Origin of the sequence: uncultured Shewanella sp. (genome assembly GCF_947501665.1) — a bacterium.
GTDB lineage: Bacteria > Pseudomonadota > Gammaproteobacteria > Enterobacterales > Shewanellaceae > Shewanella.
Map to the genome: position 1 here is coordinate 1 of NZ_CANMWS010000008.1, position 21,154 is coordinate 21,154.

Sequence of the window (21,154 nt, forward strand, 5' to 3'; positions counted from 1 at the left end):
AGTCGTTTCCAACTGTTATCCCCCTCGACTGGGCAGATACCTAGGCATTACTCACCCGTCCGCCGCTCGTCAGCAAAAGTGCAAGCACTTTCCTGTTACCGCTCGACTTGCATGTGTTAGGCCTGCCGCCAGCGTTCAATCTGAGCCATGATCAAACTCTTCAATTAAAGTTTTGTTTTGGTCCGAAGACCTGCTCAATGAATTCTGTTCATTCGCATGAACACTCCCTCTTAAAAGAAAGAGGTCATTAAGTAATTTTTGATTGCTTTCAATCCGAGGATAAAAAAGCAATTTCGAATAACTTAATCTCTGTGAGTGCCCACACAGATTTGCTTGTCAACTTTTTAAAGAACAACGTTCTAGCTAAGTGCTTTAAGAACGTGATACCGATTTTTCAGGTATCGCCGTAGACGTTAGGTCGTTGGCTTGAGGAGGCGTATTCTACGCGTTTCCTTGTGTGCGTCAAGTGTTTTTTTAAGACGTTTTTCAATGAGTAATTTCTAATCTCATCGAGCCACTTTTACTCTTATTAACTGCTTGCGCCCTATAACATCTAGGCTTGTCACCGCTGCTGTTTACCAATTGCTTAGTAAGCTGCTTTGCCGTGTCAGTGGGTGCGCATTATAGGGAGATTTGAGATTAGCGCAAGGGCTTTTTTGCATTTAATTTAAAGAACAGCATTAAGCGAGCAACAAACAGTCAAAACACTCACTTTTACATCAGTTGAAAGGATTAAAAGGACTTTCAAACTCAATTTAGCTGTAAATAGAGCACATCAGCTAAGAGCAATAATCTATAAATAGTGAAAAGAGATCCCACTATTTTATAATAAAAGCCCTAACATACCTATTTTGCAGGCGATAAACTAAACAATGAATGTGAAATACCATCTTGGCAGATATTCTTTCCTGCATTCCAACCATTATCAAATTTGCTTAGCCCATCAAGTGCCGTATCTTTAGAAAAAGATTTCATCAATTCGACATTACCTTCCTTTGTTGCCACAGCATGTTGGCAACCCCGATAATAACCATAGTGATACAAGCTTTCATAATCAAGATTACCGGCACCAATGTAAGGCGCTGATACCTTAACGCTACCGTACTCAGGCGTTGATGAACAAGCAATGATAATAAATGAGCCTAAGAATATTCCAAACCAGTGAGTTCTCATCTTCACCCTCTCTTTTTATACAAGAAAAAAATAAAGCCTGTAATCAACTTAAGCATGAGTTTTGCTGAGATACAACTTTTACACAAAAAAATCCCGTTAATTGAAAAAATCAACGGGATAGTCATCACATTATATTGCTAGCAAATCGATGTTGATTATTGACTAAAAGTTAATCCACCCTCACTGACATTGATGTTAATAGGGCTAGATGGCACCAATTGACCACTTAATATTTTTTGTGCCAATGGGTTTTCAACTTCTTGTTGCAACGCTCGTTTCAAAGGCCTAGCACCATAAATAGGATCATAACCCGCTTTAGCAATAAAGAGTAATGCATCATCAGTTATGGATAACTGATATTCTTTTTCAGCCAAGCGGCGCTCCAACGCTTGAACTTGTAAACGCGCAATATGTAATATATGTTCCGTACCCAGTGGATGGAACACCACAGACTCATCGACTCGATTTAAAAACTCTGGACGAAAGTTTTGCGTCACCACTTCCATGACCTTTTCTTTCATCTCATCATATTTGAGTTGATGGAATCCTTCTTGAATAACATCTGAGCCTAAATTGGATGTCATGATGACAACGGTATTTCGAAAATCGACTGTTCGACCTTGCCCATCAGTCAAGCGACCATCATCTAATACTTGCAATAGAATATTAAACACATCGGGATGTGCTTTTTCTACTTCATCAAGCAAAATAACAGAATAAGGTTTACGCCTTACCGCCTCGGTTAAATAACCGCCTTCTTCATAACCAATATAACCAGGAGGCGCACCTACTAAACGTGACACTGAATGTTTTTCCATAAACTCTGACATATCAATTCGCACCAATGCCGATTCAGTATCAAACAAGTATTGAGCTAATGCTTTTGATAATTCTGTTTTTCCCACACCCGTTGGACCTAAAAATAAAAAAGATCCTATGGGGCGATGAGGATCTGATAATCCTGCACGGCTACGTCTAATGGCATTGGAAACCGCATCAACCGCTTCATCTTGCCCAATCACCTGATCGTGTAACGCCGATTCCATTTGTAGTAGCTTCTCTTTTTCACCTTCAAGCATTTTCGCCACAGGGATCCCTGTCGCCTTTGAAAGCACATCGGCAATTTCAACCTCAGTGACACGATTTCGAAGTAATGTCATTTCTTGCATTTCAGCTTGAGAAGCTAAATCTAACTGTTTTTCTAATTCAGGAATGCGGCCATATTGTAATTCTGACATACGGGCTAAATCACCCGCACGCTGAGCCACCTCTAAATTAAGGCGTGCTTGTTCTAAATCTGACTTAATATGCTGTGTGCCTGCCAAAGCCGCTTTTTCGGTATGCCAAACTTCATTGAGTTCCGCCGCTTTTTTTTCTACTTCAACAAGTTCTTGGCGTAAGTTATCTAAACGCTTAACACTCGCTTCATCTTCTTCTTTCGTGAGTGCTTGTTCTTCTAATTTTAACTGTATTGCGCGGCGTTCTAATCTATCCAAAGGCTCTGGTTTTGAATCAATTTGCATGCGAATACTTGATGCTGCCTCATCAATTAAATCGATCGCTTTATCAGGTAATTTACGATCTGAGATATATCGATGTGACATGCTGGCTGCAGCGACAATGGCAGGATCAGTAATTTCTACATGATGATGCAACTCATAGCGCTCTTTTAAACCACGTAAAATGGCGATGGTATCTTCCACGTTAGGCTCATCAACTAAGACTTTTTGAAATCGTCGCTCTAACGCAGGATCTTTTTCAATATATTGACGATACTCATCCAATGTCGTAGCCCCAACACAATGGAGATCACCACGAGCCAATGCTGGTTTTAACATATTACCAGCATCCATTGCGCCATCACTTTTGCCTGCTCCCACCATAGTATGCAACTCGTCAATAAAGAGAATAATTTGCCCTTCTTCTTGAGATAACTCATGCAATACGGCTTTTAAGCGTTCTTCAAACTCGCCTCTGTATTTTGCCCCTGCAACTAGCGCACCCATATCTAAAGAAAGGACACGTTTGTTTTTTATTCCCTCTGGTACCTCATTATTAATAATACGTTGAGCCAACCCTTCAACAATCGCCGTTTTACCGACACCAGGCTCACCAATTAACACGGGATTATTTTTAGTGCGTCGTTGCAATACTTGAATAGTTCGACGAATTTCTTCATCACGACCAATGACCGGATCTAATTTACCCTGTTCAGCGCGTTCAGTTAGATCAATGGTGAATTTTTTGAGCGCTTGACGCTGATCTTCGGCATTAGGATCATCAACATTCTGTCCACCACGCATTGTGTCTATCGTACTATTGAGAATTTCTGCAACTGCGCCTGATTTTTGCAGTGCTTTTGATAATGGATCGCTTATCTCCAACGCAGCTAACACAAACAATTCACTGGAAATGTATTTATCTTTTCGCTTTTGGGCTAACTTATCACAATTATTCAGTAATCTAATTAGCTGTTGAGACAATTGAACATCCGCATTGGCACCAGATACTTGCGGTAAGCTTTCCAGCTCTTGCTCTATTAAAGAACGTAAGTGGCTTACTTGAATGCCTGCTTGATTCAATAATCCACTAATTGAACCGCCATCTTGATTAAGCAAGGACATCATTAAATGCACGGGCTCAATAAATTGGTGATCACGACCTAAAGCCAATGACTGGGCATCAGAAATGGCCGCTTGAAATTTGTTCGTCATACGTTCAGGTCGCATATCCCCTCCAAGTATCAATAATAATCTTTAATATAAATATGAGGGAGGATTAATCAATTTCAAGGGCGATGGTAAAAACTACATCCAGCTTTTAACATGCGCTACTAGCTTTTTCATCCTGTTTAATAATGGCCTATTCTTATGATGACATAGATAAATCACCTCTTTTACTGGTTTAGGTAATTGATGAACCTTAATCAAATGAGTGTTAATGAAATCATCGACGGCGAAGTAAGGTAATACCGTAAAACCTAATCCCATACTGACTGGCTTTAAAATTAAATGAATTTGGTTAGAGAAACCTTTCTTTATTAGGCTATCATAACCCTGAAAGGCTGAAAAGTTTGCCCCTAAAAGTTGGTTAACATGATGTTCACCATCAGGATGATCAATAAAACCCAACTTGAATAACACTTCCCAATCAGGTATTAAAACCGTAGATGGTGTGACTAACACCAAAGCTTCATTACCTATTGCTATCGCATTGACTTCAACGGCATCGGTTAGCGATGTCATCAACCCAATATCAGCTTCAAAATTGATAATTGCCGCCTCAATAGTCGCATTGGGTGCAAAGCGATAATCCATGACTAATTTAGGCGATGTTTGCTGCAGCTCCAAAACTCGAGGATACAGTTTGAGACCTACACTGCCTGGTGACATTATTCTTATTTCACCTGCATCATCAGGATCTGAACTTATTTTTTGCTCAATATCAAATACATCATTCAGAATTTTTCGTCCACTCTGATACAGGCTTTCTCCCGCGTAGGTCAAGGTAAATTGTTTTCCTTGTCGAATAAGCAAATTTTGCTGTAATTGCTCTTCAAGTTTTCGAACATGCTGACTGACTCCCGATTGGGTCATAAACAATCTATTGGCTGTACGTGTAAAATGCTGCACTTCAACCAAAGTACAAAAAGTATTCAACCAAATTAAATTTATCATTACAATTCATACTCAAAGTTATTAATAATGATAATTATACATAATCGTTAGTACCTCGTAAGATCAGCTCTACTTTTCATCAACTAGAGACATCATCATGAATAATGTTTATCCACGTAACTTTTCTCATATTGGTATATCTGTACCAGACTTGAATAAAGCCGTCAGATTTTATACTGAAATACTTGGCTGGTATCTCATTATGGAGCCCACTGACATTATCGAAGATGACTCCGCCATTGGCGAAATGTGTACCGATGTTTTCGGTAAAGACTGGGGGAGCTTCCGTATTGCGCATCTATCAACAGGTGACCGTATTGGCGTCGAACTCTTTGAATTCAAAAACCAAGAAAATCCTGAAAATAATTTTGAATATTGGAAAACGGGTATTTTTCACTTTTGTGTACAAGATCCCGATGTGGAAGGCTTAGCTGAAAAGATTGTCGCTGCGGGTGGTAAAAAGCGTATGAAAACGCCTCGTTATTATTACCCGGGCGAAAAGCCTTATCGCATGATCTATATGGAAGATCCATTCGGTAATATTTTAGAAATTTACAGTCACAGTTATGAACTGATCTATTCAGCAGGCGCTTATCAATCAAAGTCGAGTATACCCAAGTGACATGAAGATACAGGATCTTGCTGAAATAACACGCCTTTTAGACAAGGTCATTAATTTCTCCTGCATAAATGACACTTCCATCATCCTTGATAGTCAGCTGAACATAGAGCTATTTACTCTCAGACATTGTTGAATAACATAGTATTAAAAGCTTTCTTCTTTACTAATAAGAGCCAGTCTATTAGGGATATTTCAAATGCACTATTTCTGTATTCCATCATTTCAAAAGGTGCCTACATTTCGCTTGGATGTAGCTAAATCAACACAAAATAGAACTCAAAAAACCAACTAAGTGTTAGCTGGTTTTACTCATTTAACCAAATAAATGAAGCCATACGCCCAGTGATACCATCACGCCGATAAGAAAAAAAGCGATCTTTATTATTGTAAGTGCAACGTTTATCTTGATAAATTAAAGACACCCCAGCCCGCTGAAGTAAATAAAAAGCCAAACCTTGAAGATCGGCTAAGTATTTATGCTTAATCGGACTAAAATAAGCTTCACAAGCTGCATCTTGCTCAACAAATTTCACTTTGACCTCTTCACCGACTTCAAACACATTGGGTCCAATACAAGGGCCTAAATAGGCAATCACCTCTTGTGAAGCCTTAAAATGCGCTAATGCTGAATCGATAATACCGTCACATAATCCTCGCCACCCCGCATGGACAGCTGAGACTTGTGTGCCCTTTTTGTCACATAACAATATAGGTAAACAATCGGCTGTCATCACAACACAAACTTGTTTTAAATCTTGAGTCACACTGCCATCAGCTCGAAGTACTTGGGTGTTATCTGCATTGACAACATCAACACCGTGCACTTGTTCAAGCCAAGCAGGCTCAACGGGTAAATCACATTGTAATGCGATTAACCGCCGATTCTCCGCAACTGACTCAGGGCTATCCCCGACATGATCTCCCAAATTCAAACTATCAAAAGGCGGTAAACTCACCCCGCCTGATCTTGTTGAAAATGCAATATTAACATTAGATGGAATAAACCAAGTCGAGTCTTTTTTCATTCACCTTTCACTCAAATAATAGACGGATTTTCTTGAGTATCGAGACGCAGCGCTTGAGTCAATACTTTCATATCTTCAGGAATAGGAGCTTGCCAACTCATGATTTCACAAGTAAAAGGATGGGCAAGTTCTAATCGAACCGCATGCAGAGCTTGACGTTTAAAGCCCATGTAAGTCTCAAAAAACTCAGGGGTCACCCCCTTTGGCGGACGAGGTCTGCCCCCATAAACAGGATCGCCAACCAAAACATGGCCAATATGGGCCATATGCACACGAATCTGGTGAGTACGACCCGACTCAAGTCTTAACCTTAGACGAGTATGCGCACGAAACTTCTCCGCGACGCGATAATGGGTCATCGCGGGTTTTCCATCATACACCACAGCCATATGTGTCCGTTTAGTTGGATGCCTGTCAATCGGCTCATCCACCGTACCGCCCGAAATAATAGTCCCTTGTACTATGGCTTCATACTCACGGGTAATATCTCTTGCTTGCAAAGCAGCCACTAAATGCGTTTGTGCTTCAACGGTTTTTGCGACTACCATTAATCCGGTCGTATCTTTGTCCAAACGATGCACTATTCCCGCTCTTGGGACTAACTCAATATTAGGACAATGGTGCAATAACGCATTCAATAATGTGCCATCGCTGTTACCTGCACCTGGGTGCACCACTAAACCTGCCTGTTTATTAATCACTAAAATATGATCATCTTCATAAACAATATCAAGCTCAATGGCTTGCGCCTCGGCCTTTGTTTCTTCTTCTAATGTGGCTTGAATAACAATCTCTTGCCCTTCTAACACCTTGATTCTAGGCTTGTCTGTTACCACTCCATCCACAAAAACAGCACCTGATAATATCCATTCTTTGATGCGCGTACGCGAGTAATCGGGGAACAAACTAGCCAAAGTCTGGTCTAGTCTTTGTCCTGTTTGTGTTGATGTTATCTCGCTTTTTAGATTAATCTCTTGTGTCATAGGAACCGTACCCACTTTTTGGGGTCCAAAATTGTTTACTATCTGTTACAATCAAGTCGTTTCTATTTTATCGTGAAATAGAAAAATTCTTAACAATAACTTTAAAAGAATCGAATTCAAGTATGTATAAATTTGCCAAAAGTACTGCCATAGTCCTAATGTCACTGGCCATTGTGGCTTGTAGCAGTAGCCCTAAGGAAGATCTTACGCTGAATAAAACCTCTCCTGAAGAGCTATATTCTCAAGCAAGAACCTCTATGGAGCTGGGTAATTTCAGCAAAGCCGTACGTTCATTAGAAGCCTTAGATTCACGTTTTCCCTTTGGTCCACATAAAACTCAAGTTCAACTGGATCTTATCTATGCTTATTATAAGCTTAATGACCCTGCTTCAGGCCTAGCGAATATTGATCGCTTTATTCGCCTGAATCCCACTCACAAAGATATCGATTATGTTTACTACATGCGTGGATTAGTCAATATGCAAATTGACGATTATCTATTTCATGACATGCTTAACATCGATAGAAGCGATCGCGATCCAAAACCTGCGCAAGATGCATTTAAAGATTTCGGCAGACTACTTAAGTTATACCCGAATAGCAAGTATGCTGCGGATGCTCAACAACGAATGATAGCAATAAAAAATCGTTTAGCGCGCTATTCTATCCATGTGGCACAATATTATTTAAAGATGAATGCCTGGAGTGCTGCTGCCAACCGAGCTCAATTGGTGCTTGAGACCTATCCAGACACACCTTCAACGGAACGTGCATTGGAAATTATGGCACAAGCCTATGGAGAGTTAGGGCAAAATACTTTAAAAGGTAATGCATTATTAGTTCTGCAGAAAAACTTTCCTAATAATGAGTTAGTCGCAGAATAATTTAATTGACCAATACGCTTATTGAGCCCGTTCCACGTAACGGGCTCAATGTTGGCTTGAGTGCTTCATTTTGACCAAAAGACAATCAATCGAAACTCTTTTTAATCATTTTTAAAAATAATAGTTGACTCAAGAGTCAAAAAGCTTTTAAATTGCGCCCGTTGCCCGAATAGCTCAGTCGGTAGAGCAGAGGATTGAAAATCCTCGTGTCCCTGGTTCGATTCCGGGTTCGGGCACCACTTTTAATTCAGTATCAATCTAACGAATTAAATCATAACCTCTTAATTGAGGTTTTTTTATGCCTAAATTTTATGAACAGTGCCAATTGAATATTGTCAATCATGACTTAATCAAATAGTGATTAACCTAAAGTTAATCACCTCAGGATTGAACACACATCAAGATTACACTTTAAACTGCTTCACTGCATCTTGTAAGTAAGTCGCTCTTGTATTCACTTCATTAGATGCTTGAGCATTTTGTGTGGCCACTTTTGATGACTCCTCGGCAATATCCCTAATAATCACCACGTTTTTATTCACCTCAGATGCCACCATACTCTGCTCCTCTATAGCAGTGGCAATTTGCGTACTCATATCCATAATATTACTCACATCATTATTCATTTGCGCCAGTAAATCTCCAGCACTTTGTGCTTGTTTTGCACTTTCATTGCCTTGTTGCTGGCTTTCTTCCATTAAATTAACAATAGATTGAGTTCGCTTTTGTAATGTATCGATAATAGATGATATTTCTTCTGTTGACTCCTGCGTTCGCATCGCTAAGCTTCTCACTTCATCGGCCACCACCGCAAAACCCCGACCTTGATCTCCTGCTCTTGCTGCTTCAATGGCTGCATTTAATGCTAATAAATTCGTTTGGTCAGCAATTTCTCTTATCACATCTAATACACTGCCTATTGTCTCACTATCTTTCTCAAGGGCTTTCACCACCTCTTGAGAATCATTGAGCTGGCTAGCTAAAGACTGTATTTTTTCAACGGTTATCACCATCCCTTGCTCGCCTTGTTGGGCATTATCATGAGTGTTGTTAGCCTTATTCGCAGCCAGTTCTGTATTTTTTGCTATCTCTTCAATTGTTGCCCCCATTTCAGTAATTGCTGTGGCTAACATATCTGTTTCATCAAGCTGCTTTTCAACACCTTGTGATGCAATGAGTACGTTTTGAGATAAATTCTGACAAGCACTGGTCATGACTTCTCCTGAATCCACAACTTGCTCTATGACTTGCTGAAAACTGTCAATCATTCGATTAAAATGTAATGCAACTTGCCCAAGTTCATCATGAGTAGCAAGATCACAGCGTTGTGTTAAATCCTTATTAACTTCTATTGCCGTGATCACTTTTGTCAGATGATTGACTGGCGCTATAATACTTCGAATAATAAAAAAAGTGGTCGCAAGTAAAACAATGGTAATCAATATTGCAACCAATAATCCCGTGATAAATGCTTCATTTTCTTGTTTATTAATGAGCCTTAGAGTCAATTCCTCCATCTCACTGAGTTTAATTTCTGTGGCTTGTATTGATTGATTCATTTCCCCCATCTTACCTACGTTTTCTGATAACCCTAACGAAACCGATTTATCAACCAACAAAGTAAAGTCATGCTGGTATTCATTCATCTTTTGCTTCACTTGCTGTTTGTCAGTATTCGAAATATTCAATGTCATCAGTAGCGCGTTAAACGCCTGCATATTCTTATTAAACTTTTCCAAATAAACCAAATCCTTTCTCAGCATAAAATCTTTTTCATTACGCCTAAGCTGTAACATTTGCAGCATCAGCTCTGTCTGCTCTAACGCTTTAACAACTTCCTCAACTTCATGAACAGCACTGCGCAAGGTGCCGTACAAACCTGATGTTGGAGTGAATCCTATACTTTCATTTAATAAACTAACTTGATGAAAATTTTTAATATATTCCACCAAGTCATGATTGAATGCAGACAAGGGGGCTGTAGTAATATGATGATTATTTAATATGGTCTTAATTGCATCGATATGAGCCTTCACCTTTTCACTGTTTTTAGCATGCTCATTAACGTATTCTAATGATAATCTCGACAAAAAATCTTTTTCATTTTGCCTTAAAACTAAGGTCTCTTTTTTAAGCGATATAATTTGCTGAGCAACTTGTGATAGTTCTTTTTGAATATGGCTAAAATAAAGCTGTAAGCTAAACATGGCAACTAATGCTGCAATCGATATAACAGCACTTAGCATAAGCTTATGACGAATTAACATTCAATATCATCCCTATATTAATTATAAAATCCCAATAACATAGTGAACCTACAGCTCACTAACAAATTGAGTTAATTAGGATACAGCGGATGAAAGCGAAAAAAATGAAATTCATCATTGAGACTATCAACCATGATATAGCATCAGGATAATGTTACGCCCTTGATCTCGATAACGTTTAAAAAGCCCCATCACGCCAGCGTCGACTTTTTGCATATCCACTAAAACAAAACCCAGAGATTCATAAAAGGGCTGTAAATGAACATAAGGAAAAGTATAAGTCTTATCGTCGAATCTACTCGACTGAAAATGCAATAAACAACGTGCAACGCCAACACCTTGATGCATCGGAGCCACAGCAACCCCTGCAAGTAACTTGAAATGCTCATAACGCCTAAGATATGCACATGCAACAAGCTCATTTTGTTGATATCGTACAATGGCACAATCTTCATGCCGCTTAGCCTTTCCACGAAAAGCAAAATAACGGTAAAACTTATTCGCTAATGGTAATTCTATATCTGTCAACCATTGCGATTTATAGTCAATCACCTTTACTCCCCCGTTATAGTGCATGTTTTATCACCTTTTGGAATTAGCTCTTTTACACTAACACTTTTATTTATATCGGCTATAATTTTACAGCATTTCATTTAAAACAAGGTAATTCATTCTAATTAAAAAGAATGAGCATCATAAGGACATGACAAAATGAAGATATTGACTTTTATTATACTTACCTTTTTCTCAATATATAGCCATGCACACTTTAAAGGCGAGACACTAATCTATGCTCAATTGCTTACCGATCCACATTTGTCCAATATAAAGTTAGGTGCAAAAGCCATGCACCATCAGCTCCCTTATAATCAAGCCCTTTGGGATTTAACCGCTTACACACTTTGGCACACGATTCATCATGCCAATTCAGATCATGATGAATTTGATGACACCAACGCTTGGCTCATCAAAGCTATCACAGAATATGACAATCCTAGATATCGCGCATTATTAGTTGAACTCAATAGCCAAAAGCAATCCAGCAAAATTAAACGTTACCTAAAAAAAGGACTCAAAACACTACCTAAAGGTTCTCAAGACTCTTTTAATATTAACACTTATCAAGTCATCGATATCAGTACTATTCAGCCTCAGCAACACGCGACAAAAGCACTTTTTCAACAATTACAATTGGGAAGCACCTTAGATGATGTCTTAAAGGCACTTGGAGAGCCTAATGGTGTTGGTCAATACCTTAATAACAAGTTTCGTTTTTTTATTGGCAACCAGACAATTCAAAACCTTCGCCTCACCTATAGTGATATAGGCTCTATGGAACTGAGATTTTATGAAAATAAATGGGTAGTAGACAAAAAATCATTGCAAGCCAGCCAAAGCATTACTGCACTTAAACCACAATATCAAGACCTAGTTTCTAGACTGATCAGCAATGATGCCCCTCAGATAAAAGCAGCAGCAAGAGAAGCAATGGCACTGCCTTTATCGGATCAACAATCATTGGATTTACTTGCTCAATATCTGTGGGACAATAGACAAACACAAGATAAATATATGGCTGACTCAATGGCTTGGTTATGTAAAGTATTGGGACACAGTAATAATGGGCGCTATAAAACATTCTTAGAAACGTTAGCAGCCAGCAATGCCCACGAGAAAATTGCACATTATGCCGAAGGCTCAGCAGAAAAACTTATATATCAGGCCAATGGCTTTACTCCTAACATTCCGACTCGTTCTTAGCAAGAAAAATATAACTCTGTAAACAGCGACTATCTTATTAATAAGACTCTGACTAAGTTGATTATTAAATAGAATTAAGACATCATACCGACTCAAAAATGTAAAATAAATAACAATAAAAAGATGCACAAATGAGTATTTTGTGTGTACGGAGACCCACTCATGAAAATAGCCGCTATTTTCTTATTTGCCTTATTGTCATTACTGTCTTTTACAAGTAATGCTTCTTTTAAAGATAAACAGCTCATTTATGCAAAGCTATTACAAAGCCAGAACCTAGCAGATGTTAAACTTGGTGCAAAAGCCATGCACCATGAACTGCCTGATAATCCCGAACTTTGGGATTTAATGGCTTACACTCTATGGACAATAAATACCAGTGCAGATCAAGAACATGATGAATTTGATGATACAAATGCTTGGCTCATCAAAGCATTCACTGAATATAATCATCCTGAATACAAAGACTTTCTCGCACAGCTACTCAATAAAAAGCAGCCAAACAAAATTAAACGATATTTGAAAAAAGCCCTCAGAAATATTGACAGCTATACTGGAACATCTTTTAAAATTAATGAATATCAAGTACAAGAGCTGATAGTTTTTCCAAATAAGCTAGCCAATTCAGAAAAGTTTAAACAAATAGATCTTGGCAGTACATTGGCTCAAATTGTAAATATACTGGGCCAACCCGATGGCGTTGGTCAATATTTACATTATAAACGCCGTATATTTATCGGTACCCAAACATTCCAAAACTTACGTATTATGTATACAGATTTGGGTTCAATGGAACTCAGGTATGATAAAAACAAATGGACTTTGGACAAGAAATCATTTCAATCTACCCAGAATATAGCCAATATAACGCCTCAATTTCAGGATTTACTATCACGTTTAATCAGTAATGATGCTCCTCAAATCAAATCCGCTGCAAGAGAAGCGATTCAACTCCCTTTAACTCAACCTGATGTACTCGATCATGTGGCTCAATATATTTGGGATAATAAAAATACAGACGATCGTTATCTCGCTGACTCACTTGCATGGTTATGTAAGGTATTAGGTAAAAGTCAAAATGGAAGATATAAAGTCTTTATGGAAACCTTATCCCATAGTGATGCCCATAAAAAAATCATTAAATATGCTCGCGGACCTGCTAAGAATTTACCTTCAGCGGATAGTCAATTTATGCCCAGTTAATTCCACCTTTAAATTGATAATAAAAAACCAGCGTTATGCTGGTTTTTTTATTATTTACAAGAAGCATCGTTAAGCAATCAGAGCTTAACGATACTCCAACAATATCCCATTTAGCATTAGCCTTGTGGGCGCATCGCTGGGAATAAAATCACATCACGAATCGTGTGCGTATTTGTAAACAACATCACTAGACGGTCAATACCAATCCCTTGCCCAGCGGTTGGTGGTAAACCATGCTCAAGAGCTGTAATGTAATCGGCATCATAAAACATCGCTTCATCATCGCCTGCATCTTTAGCATCCACTTGTGCTTTAAAGCGGTTATCTTGATCTTCTGCATCATTAAGCTCAGAGAAACCATTTGCCACTTCACGGCCGCCAATAAAGAACTCAAATCTATCGGTAATGAAGTGATTATCATCATTACGACGTGCTAATGGTGAAATATCAGCAGGGTATCCAGTGATGAAAGTAGGCTGCATCAATTGAGGCTCTGCGGTTTCACCAAAAATTTCTTCAAGCAGTTGCCCACAGGTCCAGAACTTCTCTATGGTCATGCCTAAATCTTTTGCTAAATTGCGCATAAACTCAACATCTTTGACTTCTTCATAAGTCATGGACTGAATAGTGGCGTTATCTGGATTATATTTCTTAATCGCATCTAACATGCTTAAACGCGTATAAGGGCCACCAAAATCAATCGTATGTTCGCCATAAGGTAGTTTGGGTGAGCCACAAAGATCGGTCGCAATAGAACTTAACATTTCCTCGGTTAAATCCATTAAATCTTTGTAATCTGCATAGGCCATATAGAATTCCATCATAGTGAATTCTGGATTATGACGTGGCGATAAACCTTCATTACGGAAATTTCGGTTAATTTCAAACACACGCTCAAAACCACCCACAACAAGGCGTTTAAGGTAAAGCTCAGGTGCAATACGTAAATACATTTGAATATCGAGCGCATTATGATGCGTTTCAAATGGACGAGCCGATGCGCCACCTGGAATGGTATGCATCATCGGTGTTTCCACTTCCATAAACTCTTTCTTAACCATGAAATTACGAATAGCCGATACGACTTTCGAGCGCATGATAAACGCCTCACGGGATTCTTCATTGACAATCAAATCAACATAACGCTGGCGATAGCGGGTTTCTTGATCCGTTAATCCATGAAATTTTTCAGGTAATGGACGTAATGCTTTGGTCAATAACTGATAATCTTCCATATTGACATACAGATCACCTTTACCCGATAAATGCAGCTGACCTGTGACACCAATAATGTCACCGATATCTAACCCTTGAAACTTCGCCTTAAGCTCCTTTTGCACGTCTTTGGCTGCATAAGCTTGAATACGGCCACTCACATCTTGCAAAACAAGAAATGGTCCACGTTTAGCCATAACACGGCCTGCAATGCTAACTTGATGACCTAATGCTTCTAGCTCTTCCTTGGTGTTGCTTCCAAACTCAGCCTGTAAATCCGCAGCTTTGTGTTTTCGCTCAAAATTATTTGGGTGACCATTGGCAGGACATTGAGTGCGAATGTGCTCAAGTTTGGCACGACGCTCAGCAATTAACTTATTCTCATCTTGTACTTGTTCAGTCATCTTCTTATCTCGTCAATGTTACAGATCACACCATATCAATGGATCAGGATTTACTTTTCTTACTACAACTCAAGGAAGTGCAGCGATAAAGCCTCTATTATTAACACCTATGGTTAACGCTTAAAGGCCTGATTTTAGACTCGCTTCAATAAACTTATCTAAATCACCATCGAGTACACTTTGGGTGTTACGGTTCTCGACACCGGTTCTTAAATCTTTAATACGCGCATCATCTAACACGTATGAACGAATTTGACTGCCCCAGCCAATATCCGATTTTGCATCTTCAGCTGCCTGTTTATCGGCATTTTGTTTCAGCATTTCCAATTCAAATAACTTGGCTTTTAATTGCTTCATGGCCGAATCACGGTTTTTATGCTGTGAACGATCGTTTTGACATTGCACCACAGTATTGGTGGGAACATGGGTAATACGAATAGCCGATTCTGTTTTGTTCACGTGCTGACCACCGGCGCCAGATGCACGATACGTGTCTATTCTTAAATCAGCTGGATTGATATCAATTTCAATAGAGTCGTCAATCTCAGGATACACAAAAACAGAACAAAAAGAGGTATGGCGCCTGCCCGTTGAATCAAATGGCGATTTACGCACTAAACGATGCACGCCGGTTTCCGTTCTCAGCCAGCCAAAGGCATATTCACCTGTAAACTTAATGGTAGCGCCTTTAATGCCTGCCACATCACCATCTGTCACTTCGATTAATTCAGGTTTAAAGCCGTGCGCTTCCCCCCAACGTAAGAACATTCGCAACACCATATTGGCCCAATCTTGCGCCTCCGTTCCACCGGATCCCGATTGAATATCTAAGTAGCAGTCAGCTAAATCATGGGGGCCTGAAAACATGCGGCGAAACTCGAGTTCTTCGAGACGTTTTTCTAGTTCATTAAGTTCTGTACCAGCATCATTGAAAGTTTCTTCATCTTCCTCTTCTACCGCCAGCTCAACTAAATCTTCAACATCAACAAGACCTGCATCCATATCATCGATGGTTTTGACTACCGCTTCTAATGCTGAACGCTCTTTACCTAATGCTTGTGCATTATTCGGATCATTCCATACTTCTGCACTTTCAAGCTCACGGCTGACTTCTTCTAAACGCTCTTTTTTTGCATCGTAGTCAAAGATACCCCCGAAGGAGTAAGGTACGATCCGCGAGCTCTTTGACTTTAAATTTTATCGGATTTACTTCAAACATGGGCTAATCTACTTTTATTTTGGGTTGCACGGATAGAAAACCGCCTATTTTAACCTAAGCAGATCATTAAACCTAGCGGGGAAAGGAAGAAATCAAGAATAGTTTTGAAGAATATTTTGACGTGTCAATGGACACGTAATAATGTCTCATGAGAAATAGAGCCACAATGAAAAATTGATGTTCTTCTATTTCTCACCATTCAAAACCTGATAAAGTTGGTCACAGGTTTGCTTAAATGTCGCCAAATCCATATCCATGCCCTGGATTTTACATTTCATCATTTCAGGTATAGATTGCGCCTTACCTTTTAACAAGCAACCTTGCTCAGTTAAATTCAAAACTCGCATCCGCTCGTCTTCTTTGCTTCGTGCACGAATAACCAATCCTTTGCCTTCTAAGCGTTTGAGTAAAGGGGTTAAGGTTCCCGAATCTAAATGCAATTTTTCACCCAAAATTTTTACGCTAATGCCGTCATGTTCCCACAGTACCAACATGGCCAAATATTGAGAATAAGTGAGCTCCAGCACCTCTAGCAAAGGACGATATGTCCTCACCATCGCATTTGCAGCACTATAAAGAGAGAAACAGATTTGATTATCTAAGCTAAGTGACTCATTTTTTCTCATGTCAGACATATGCCCTCCTTCAACATAATAAAAACTCACTAATATGATTGCGCACAATCTAGTTTAGTTCAAGGGAAAAACACTCAAACAAGATATATTCTCCTTCACGCTAAGAAAATAATCATTCTTTTATCTCTTTTTATAAACGGACAAACTGAGTGAGAAAATCTACATGGATCACAGTGTTGAATGAATAGAGGCTTAAGAGAGGAGCGCTGCCCAAAACGGGCAGCTAAAAACAACGCTAGCACAACATATCAACTTACAAAAAACCTATTTAATTTAATCGACTAAAAATAAATATTGACTATTTAAATCTACTCTTCTACTTGGCAAAGTGTAGGCAGTCCAGGGCACGACTCAGGCATGTCATCAATAGATACTTTTTCAGTCATAGGAAGCGCCAAAGTCGTAGAGCAAAATAAGCCAGCAGCCATTAATACTGTCATCTTTTTCATTAACGATAAAAATATCATTCTCATTTCGAATATCCTTTTTTGTTATTACTATTATTTATAATCAGAGTGCAGGGTAAGCAGCGTTCGAAATAAAATCGCAAACTTAATATATAACATTAAAAAAAGTTTTATATTATACCCTCAACTAAACTCACTCGAATCATAGCACTAAAATTAAGTGTCACTTTCATCACATCATTTAATAGCACTACTATCCCGCGACTAAATTAACAAAACAATAACTTTTAGCGGGCTATTTCATGTATTATTCGCTTATGAGCTAAAATCACAATAATGACACAATAAAAACACATAAAACAGTAGCATCCCCATGAAACCTCAGCCGATAAGTGATTGTATAGCAATACTGACTCAAACAACTGAGCGAGAAACGAGATAAAAGCAGTACAAACGGGCAGTATGAGTTTAGACTGAGCAAAAATAGTATTGCTCATAGCCAACATAAAATATTAGGAATATTCAAAAAGTAAATGGTAATATTGATTAAAAAGATAAATGAAGGAGACAGAGTTATCTCAAGTTATAGCCTGATACTAAAAGTGATACCAACTCGTAATAATTACTTAAGTAAAAGTTTTCAAAGGCTGAATATATCCTTTTAAAAACAGAAACGCTGTATTATCAGATAACCTGCATATTTAGGGGCTTATAAATCAAACAAAATATCTGATAACCTTATATTAGGTACGTATTTAGTTACACATGTAGTAATGAAGAGCCTAGACTTCAGGTTTTCTGACACTAGGCAGCTAAATTAAAATACAGCTTCTCTAAGATTATGCTCATAAGTGACACGCATTTTAATCAATGCCTTCACTTTCGACACTCCCCCTACTATCTCAGAGCAAGAATCGATTGATATTAAACTGGTACAGTTCAGACTTTCGCTTTCTTGCATTATACCAGAGTCGCCCATCTTCCTGATTAATAGCCATATTAAATGTTATCGGTAAAAAATCAAATTGCTTTTGATCATGTGTAAAGGTGGCAAGATTAAGCTCATTAAAGGTCACTTTGATATAATCAGTATCCTGCCAGTACAAATAATCATCCATAATAAAGACTAAATTATATAACTCACTGTTCAATTTATAGCCTAGTGCTTGCTGTTGACCCTTTTGCGCTAAAATCAGCTCAAAATCATCATCCACTAATACGTAGCCCTCACGATATTCGATGGCATCTTGGTAACCTTTGAAAAGCTCAGTCGTTTCAGCTGTCGCGATATCATAACGGTTCACCGCCCAAGTCTCATATTGCTTTTCGCCATAGATAATTGCAGTCTCATCTTTTGAAAAGCGCGCATAACTAATCACACTCTGTTTAGTTGATAAAAATTGTTTAACACCTGTACTCAAAGTTAAAAAGGCTAACCGCTTATCTTCTTTGAATAAAATCTTATCTCCATCTCGACTGGAATATAAAAATCGCAGCCTAACCTTAGCTTTAACTAACTCTGTATGCTCATTGGTCTGATAATCGAATTGACTGAGCACATAATGGGTTGCTGTTATGCCTGTAAAAAAAGCTTTGTCATTATTATTCTGCCCCCCCATCAAGGTTAAATCGAGATCATCCTCAATAATGTTATCGGTGACAAACTCACTAAAGGGCAATGTTTTCGACACAAAGCGGTTATCACTGCTCTGACGACGTAATAAATATAAATGCTCATTGCTCTTAGCAAGCTCCATACCACGGAAGTTATAATCACCATTAAACACTTTGACTTTATCCGTAGCAATATCAAGACGAAACAGTCCCTTATTACTCAACACAGCTAGCCTATGTTCATTAAGCCACTCAAGATAATAGACTCTCTGTTCAAACCAGCGCCGATAAACGACCTTATTTAGCGGCAAGTCAATAATGCGTAATTCAGATTGATGATTTACTGAATCAAGTCTTAGTACCGCCAATTGCTGGCCATCATTAGAAAATCGCATTCTAATATCCATAAATTTAGCTGATATATTATCGGTCACAGGTACAATATCCTTAGAACTAAAATTATAACTGTAGCCCGATATACCATCATCTTTATTACGTTCTCCAGTAAAATATATTCTATTATCAATAGAGGGAGAAAAGCTTAAATCATATAAGCCAAAATAGCCTTTAATTAATGTACGATGATCATATTCATTCAATGATAAATCAAATTCAATTAAGGAGGATCTGCCTTCAACATGATCAATATAATAGAACTTATCACCGGTTTGATTAAAAGTTAAAGATAAAGGGAAAGTCACATTTTGCACCAGTTGCGTGACTTTATTACTGGCCATGTCTTTTAAAAATATTTGATAGCCAACACCTTCATCTAATTTCATGGCAAAAGCGGTTAACTGTTTATCATCATGGACGGCAATGCCGATTTTATCCCCTGTCAGTGTTTTTAAAAGATTACGCTCATCCATCACCAAAGATGATTTCTCATCAGTATGTTGAGCACTGTTATTACTGACATCCTTATCATAACTACCATCAACGTTTAAAGCCATCCCCTCCAAAACTGTCTTGCTATCGGGGGTAATATTAATTTCATAAAAATAAATGAGATAACTGAATCCTGAAATCAACAAAAGCAAGCTGCACACTAAAGCAGTCGATTGCCATTGAGTCAATCTCAGCCAAAAAGACAAATGAGGTGTTTTATTGTTTATTTTCAATTGAACATTTTCAGCCGCTAATGGACTGTTGATATTATCATTATTGATATTACTCGCTATTTCAGAGCCATTCGAATGACGACTTAGAGAAGCACTATTTGAGGTATGCTCTAAAGAAGAGGAAACATGATGAATATCCAATTGATTTTGAGCTAATCCACTATCGAGTGAACTGTCATAAGCAGGGATATCAGGAACGGGCGGAATATTTTTAATGGCTTTTTTATTTAAATCCACATGGCAAATTAATCGATAGCCACGTTTAGAGAGTGATTTAATATATTTAGGTTCGTTATGATTATCATCAAATAATAAACGTAATTTGCTGATTATTTTTCGCACTGCCGCATCAGAGACAAAACGTCCTTTCCAAACATTCTCATGAAGTTCAGTAATGGAAATATGTCTTTGCCTATTATCAACTAAGTACATGAGTACATCATAGACTTTAGGTTCTATTGCTTTTTCTTCATCACCACAATGCAGCAGCATGGTTTCTCGATCTAAAAAATAATCGCCTAATTGCATCCCTGTACCTCAAAATTATACCCAAAACAAGCTGTGCCTCTATGGTTTAGTCGCATATGAAAGCACAAAATGCTATTTTTTTCAATTATCTAAAATTAAAATTTGTCATTATAATGATACGCATCAAAATTATACACTTTTATATAGCTAAAAAGAATAAGTAATTCATTATTAAATGAGAGCCAAGCTAAAAATACAATAAAAGCAAGTAATAATGAAACTCGTTATTTTATTCAACGTATATTAACTCAAGATAATATCAATCCTGAACCTGGATTATAATAAAGTGAAATTGCAACTTGATGACATAATCAAAATACAATGCAACTTAATTATTACTTTATAAAATAATATTAATCTATTCATTTTTTTAATGCATTAAAAAGACTGAAAAGTGCTGTTATTTCCTTTATCCT

The 21,154-nt window shown here is 38.2% G+C and carries 16 protein-coding genes, 1 tRNA gene and 1 rRNA gene; 5 read left to right on the forward strand and 13 right to left on the reverse strand.

All coding sequences use genetic code 11. From position 1 onward, the window contains the following. The 4 genes from Q0976_RS07265 to Q0976_RS07280 all read right to left on the reverse strand — a co-directional run. A 16S ribosomal RNA gene (locus Q0976_RS07265) occupies positions 1–167 on the reverse strand; the annotation flags it as partial. Between the two features lie 679 nt (positions 168–846). After that, on the reverse strand, positions 847–1,173 hold the full coding sequence (locus Q0976_RS07270) for a hypothetical protein (protein WP_299492519.1): 327 nt from the start codon (positions 1,171–1,173) through the stop codon (positions 847–849). A 155-nt stretch (positions 1,174–1,328) separates the two neighbouring features. After that, a complete protein-coding gene (gene clpB / locus Q0976_RS07275; protein ID WP_299492521.1) occupies positions 1,329–3,902 on the reverse strand; it encodes an ATP-dependent chaperone ClpB in 2,574 nt (857 codons plus the stop codon). A gap of 78 nt (positions 3,903–3,980) precedes the next feature. Further along, positions 3,981–4,850 carry a LysR family transcriptional regulator gene (locus Q0976_RS07280; RefSeq protein WP_299492523.1) on the reverse strand — a complete coding sequence of 290 codons (870 nt, stop codon included), beginning with the start codon at positions 4,848–4,850 and terminating at the stop codon, positions 3,981–3,983. 97 nt (positions 4,851–4,947) lie between these two features. On the opposite strand from Q0976_RS07280, the gene Q0976_RS07285 reads away from it, so the two are divergent. After that, positions 4,948–5,472, forward strand: coding sequence for a lactoylglutathione lyase family protein (locus Q0976_RS07285; RefSeq protein ID WP_299492525.1), 525 nt, complete (start codon positions 4,948–4,950; stop codon positions 5,470–5,472). Between the two features lie 305 nt (positions 5,473–5,777). Here Q0976_RS07285 and pgeF read toward each other — a convergent pair whose 3' ends face one another. Both pgeF and rluD read right to left on the reverse strand, forming a co-directional pair. After that, entirely contained in the window at positions 5,778–6,497 is a 720-nt protein-coding gene (gene pgeF / locus Q0976_RS07290) for a peptidoglycan editing factor PgeF (protein WP_299492527.1), read from the reverse strand. Positions 6,498–6,508: 11 nt separating this feature from the next. Next, positions 6,509–7,480: a 23S rRNA pseudouridine(1911/1915/1917) synthase RluD gene (gene rluD / locus Q0976_RS07295; RefSeq protein ID WP_299492529.1), complete on the reverse strand. Its 972-nt coding sequence runs from the start codon at positions 7,478–7,480 to the stop codon at positions 6,509–6,511. A 122-nt stretch (positions 7,481–7,602) separates the two neighbouring features. Between rluD and Q0976_RS07300 the strand changes: the two genes are divergently transcribed. Together Q0976_RS07300 and Q0976_RS07305 are read left to right on the forward strand one after the other, a co-directional pair. Next, positions 7,603–8,364 carry an outer membrane protein assembly factor BamD gene (locus tag Q0976_RS07300; protein ID WP_299492531.1) on the forward strand — a complete coding sequence of 254 codons (762 nt, stop codon included), beginning with the start codon at positions 7,603–7,605 and terminating at the stop codon, positions 8,362–8,364. Between the two features lie 163 nt (positions 8,365–8,527). Next, positions 8,528–8,603, forward strand: a tRNA-Phe gene (locus Q0976_RS07305). Between the two features lie 165 nt (positions 8,604–8,768). On the opposite strand, the gene Q0976_RS07310 is transcribed toward Q0976_RS07305, so the two are convergent. Both Q0976_RS07310 and Q0976_RS07315 read right to left on the reverse strand, forming a co-directional pair. After that, positions 8,769–10,631 (reverse strand): methyl-accepting chemotaxis protein, encoded by a 1,863-nt coding sequence (locus Q0976_RS07310; protein ID WP_299492533.1) that lies wholly within the window; start codon positions 10,629–10,631, stop codon positions 8,769–8,771. 126 nt (positions 10,632–10,757) lie between these two features. Next, complete coding sequence (locus Q0976_RS07315; protein ID WP_299492535.1) at positions 10,758–11,207, reverse strand: GNAT family N-acetyltransferase; 450 nt, start codon at positions 11,205–11,207, stop codon at positions 10,758–10,760. A 135-nt stretch (positions 11,208–11,342) separates the two neighbouring features. Between Q0976_RS07315 and Q0976_RS07320 the strand changes: the two genes are divergently transcribed. Further along, complete coding sequence (locus tag Q0976_RS07320; protein ID WP_299492537.1) at positions 11,343–12,392, forward strand: hypothetical protein; 1,050 nt, start codon at positions 11,343–11,345, stop codon at positions 12,390–12,392. A 162-nt stretch (positions 12,393–12,554) separates the two neighbouring features. Further along, complete coding sequence (locus Q0976_RS07325; protein ID WP_299492539.1) at positions 12,555–13,595, forward strand: hypothetical protein; 1,041 nt, start codon at positions 12,555–12,557, stop codon at positions 13,593–13,595. A gap of 116 nt (positions 13,596–13,711) precedes the next feature. Here Q0976_RS07325 and lysS read toward each other — a convergent pair whose 3' ends face one another. The 5 genes from lysS to Q0976_RS07350 all read right to left on the reverse strand — a co-directional run bounded on the left by lysS (position 13,712) and on the right by Q0976_RS07350 (position 20,738). After that, positions 13,712–15,214, reverse strand: a complete 1,503-nt coding sequence (lysS, locus tag Q0976_RS07330) for a lysine--tRNA ligase (protein ID WP_299492541.1) — start codon at positions 15,212–15,214, stop codon at positions 13,712–13,714. Between the two features lie 120 nt (positions 15,215–15,334). After that, a protein-coding gene (prfB, locus tag Q0976_RS07335) for a peptide chain release factor 2 (protein WP_299492543.1) occupies positions 15,335–16,433 on the reverse strand; the annotation gives its coding sequence in 2 pieces (ribosomal slippage) (positions 15,335–16,357 and positions 16,359–16,433; 1,098 coding nt in all). 185 nt (positions 16,434–16,618) lie between these two features. Further along, entirely contained in the window at positions 16,619–17,068 is a 450-nt protein-coding gene (locus Q0976_RS07340; protein ID WP_299492545.1) for a MarR family transcriptional regulator, read from the reverse strand. Positions 17,069–17,376: 308 nt separating this feature from the next. Beyond that, positions 17,377–17,541, reverse strand: a complete 165-nt coding sequence (locus tag Q0976_RS07345; RefSeq protein WP_299492547.1) for a hypothetical protein — start codon at positions 17,539–17,541, stop codon at positions 17,377–17,379. An 836-nt stretch (positions 17,542–18,377) separates the two neighbouring features. Then, positions 18,378–20,738: a winged helix-turn-helix domain-containing protein gene (locus Q0976_RS07350; protein WP_299492549.1), complete on the reverse strand. Its 2,361-nt coding sequence runs from the start codon at positions 20,736–20,738 to the stop codon at positions 18,378–18,380. Positions 20,739–21,154 lie beyond the last annotated feature (416 nt).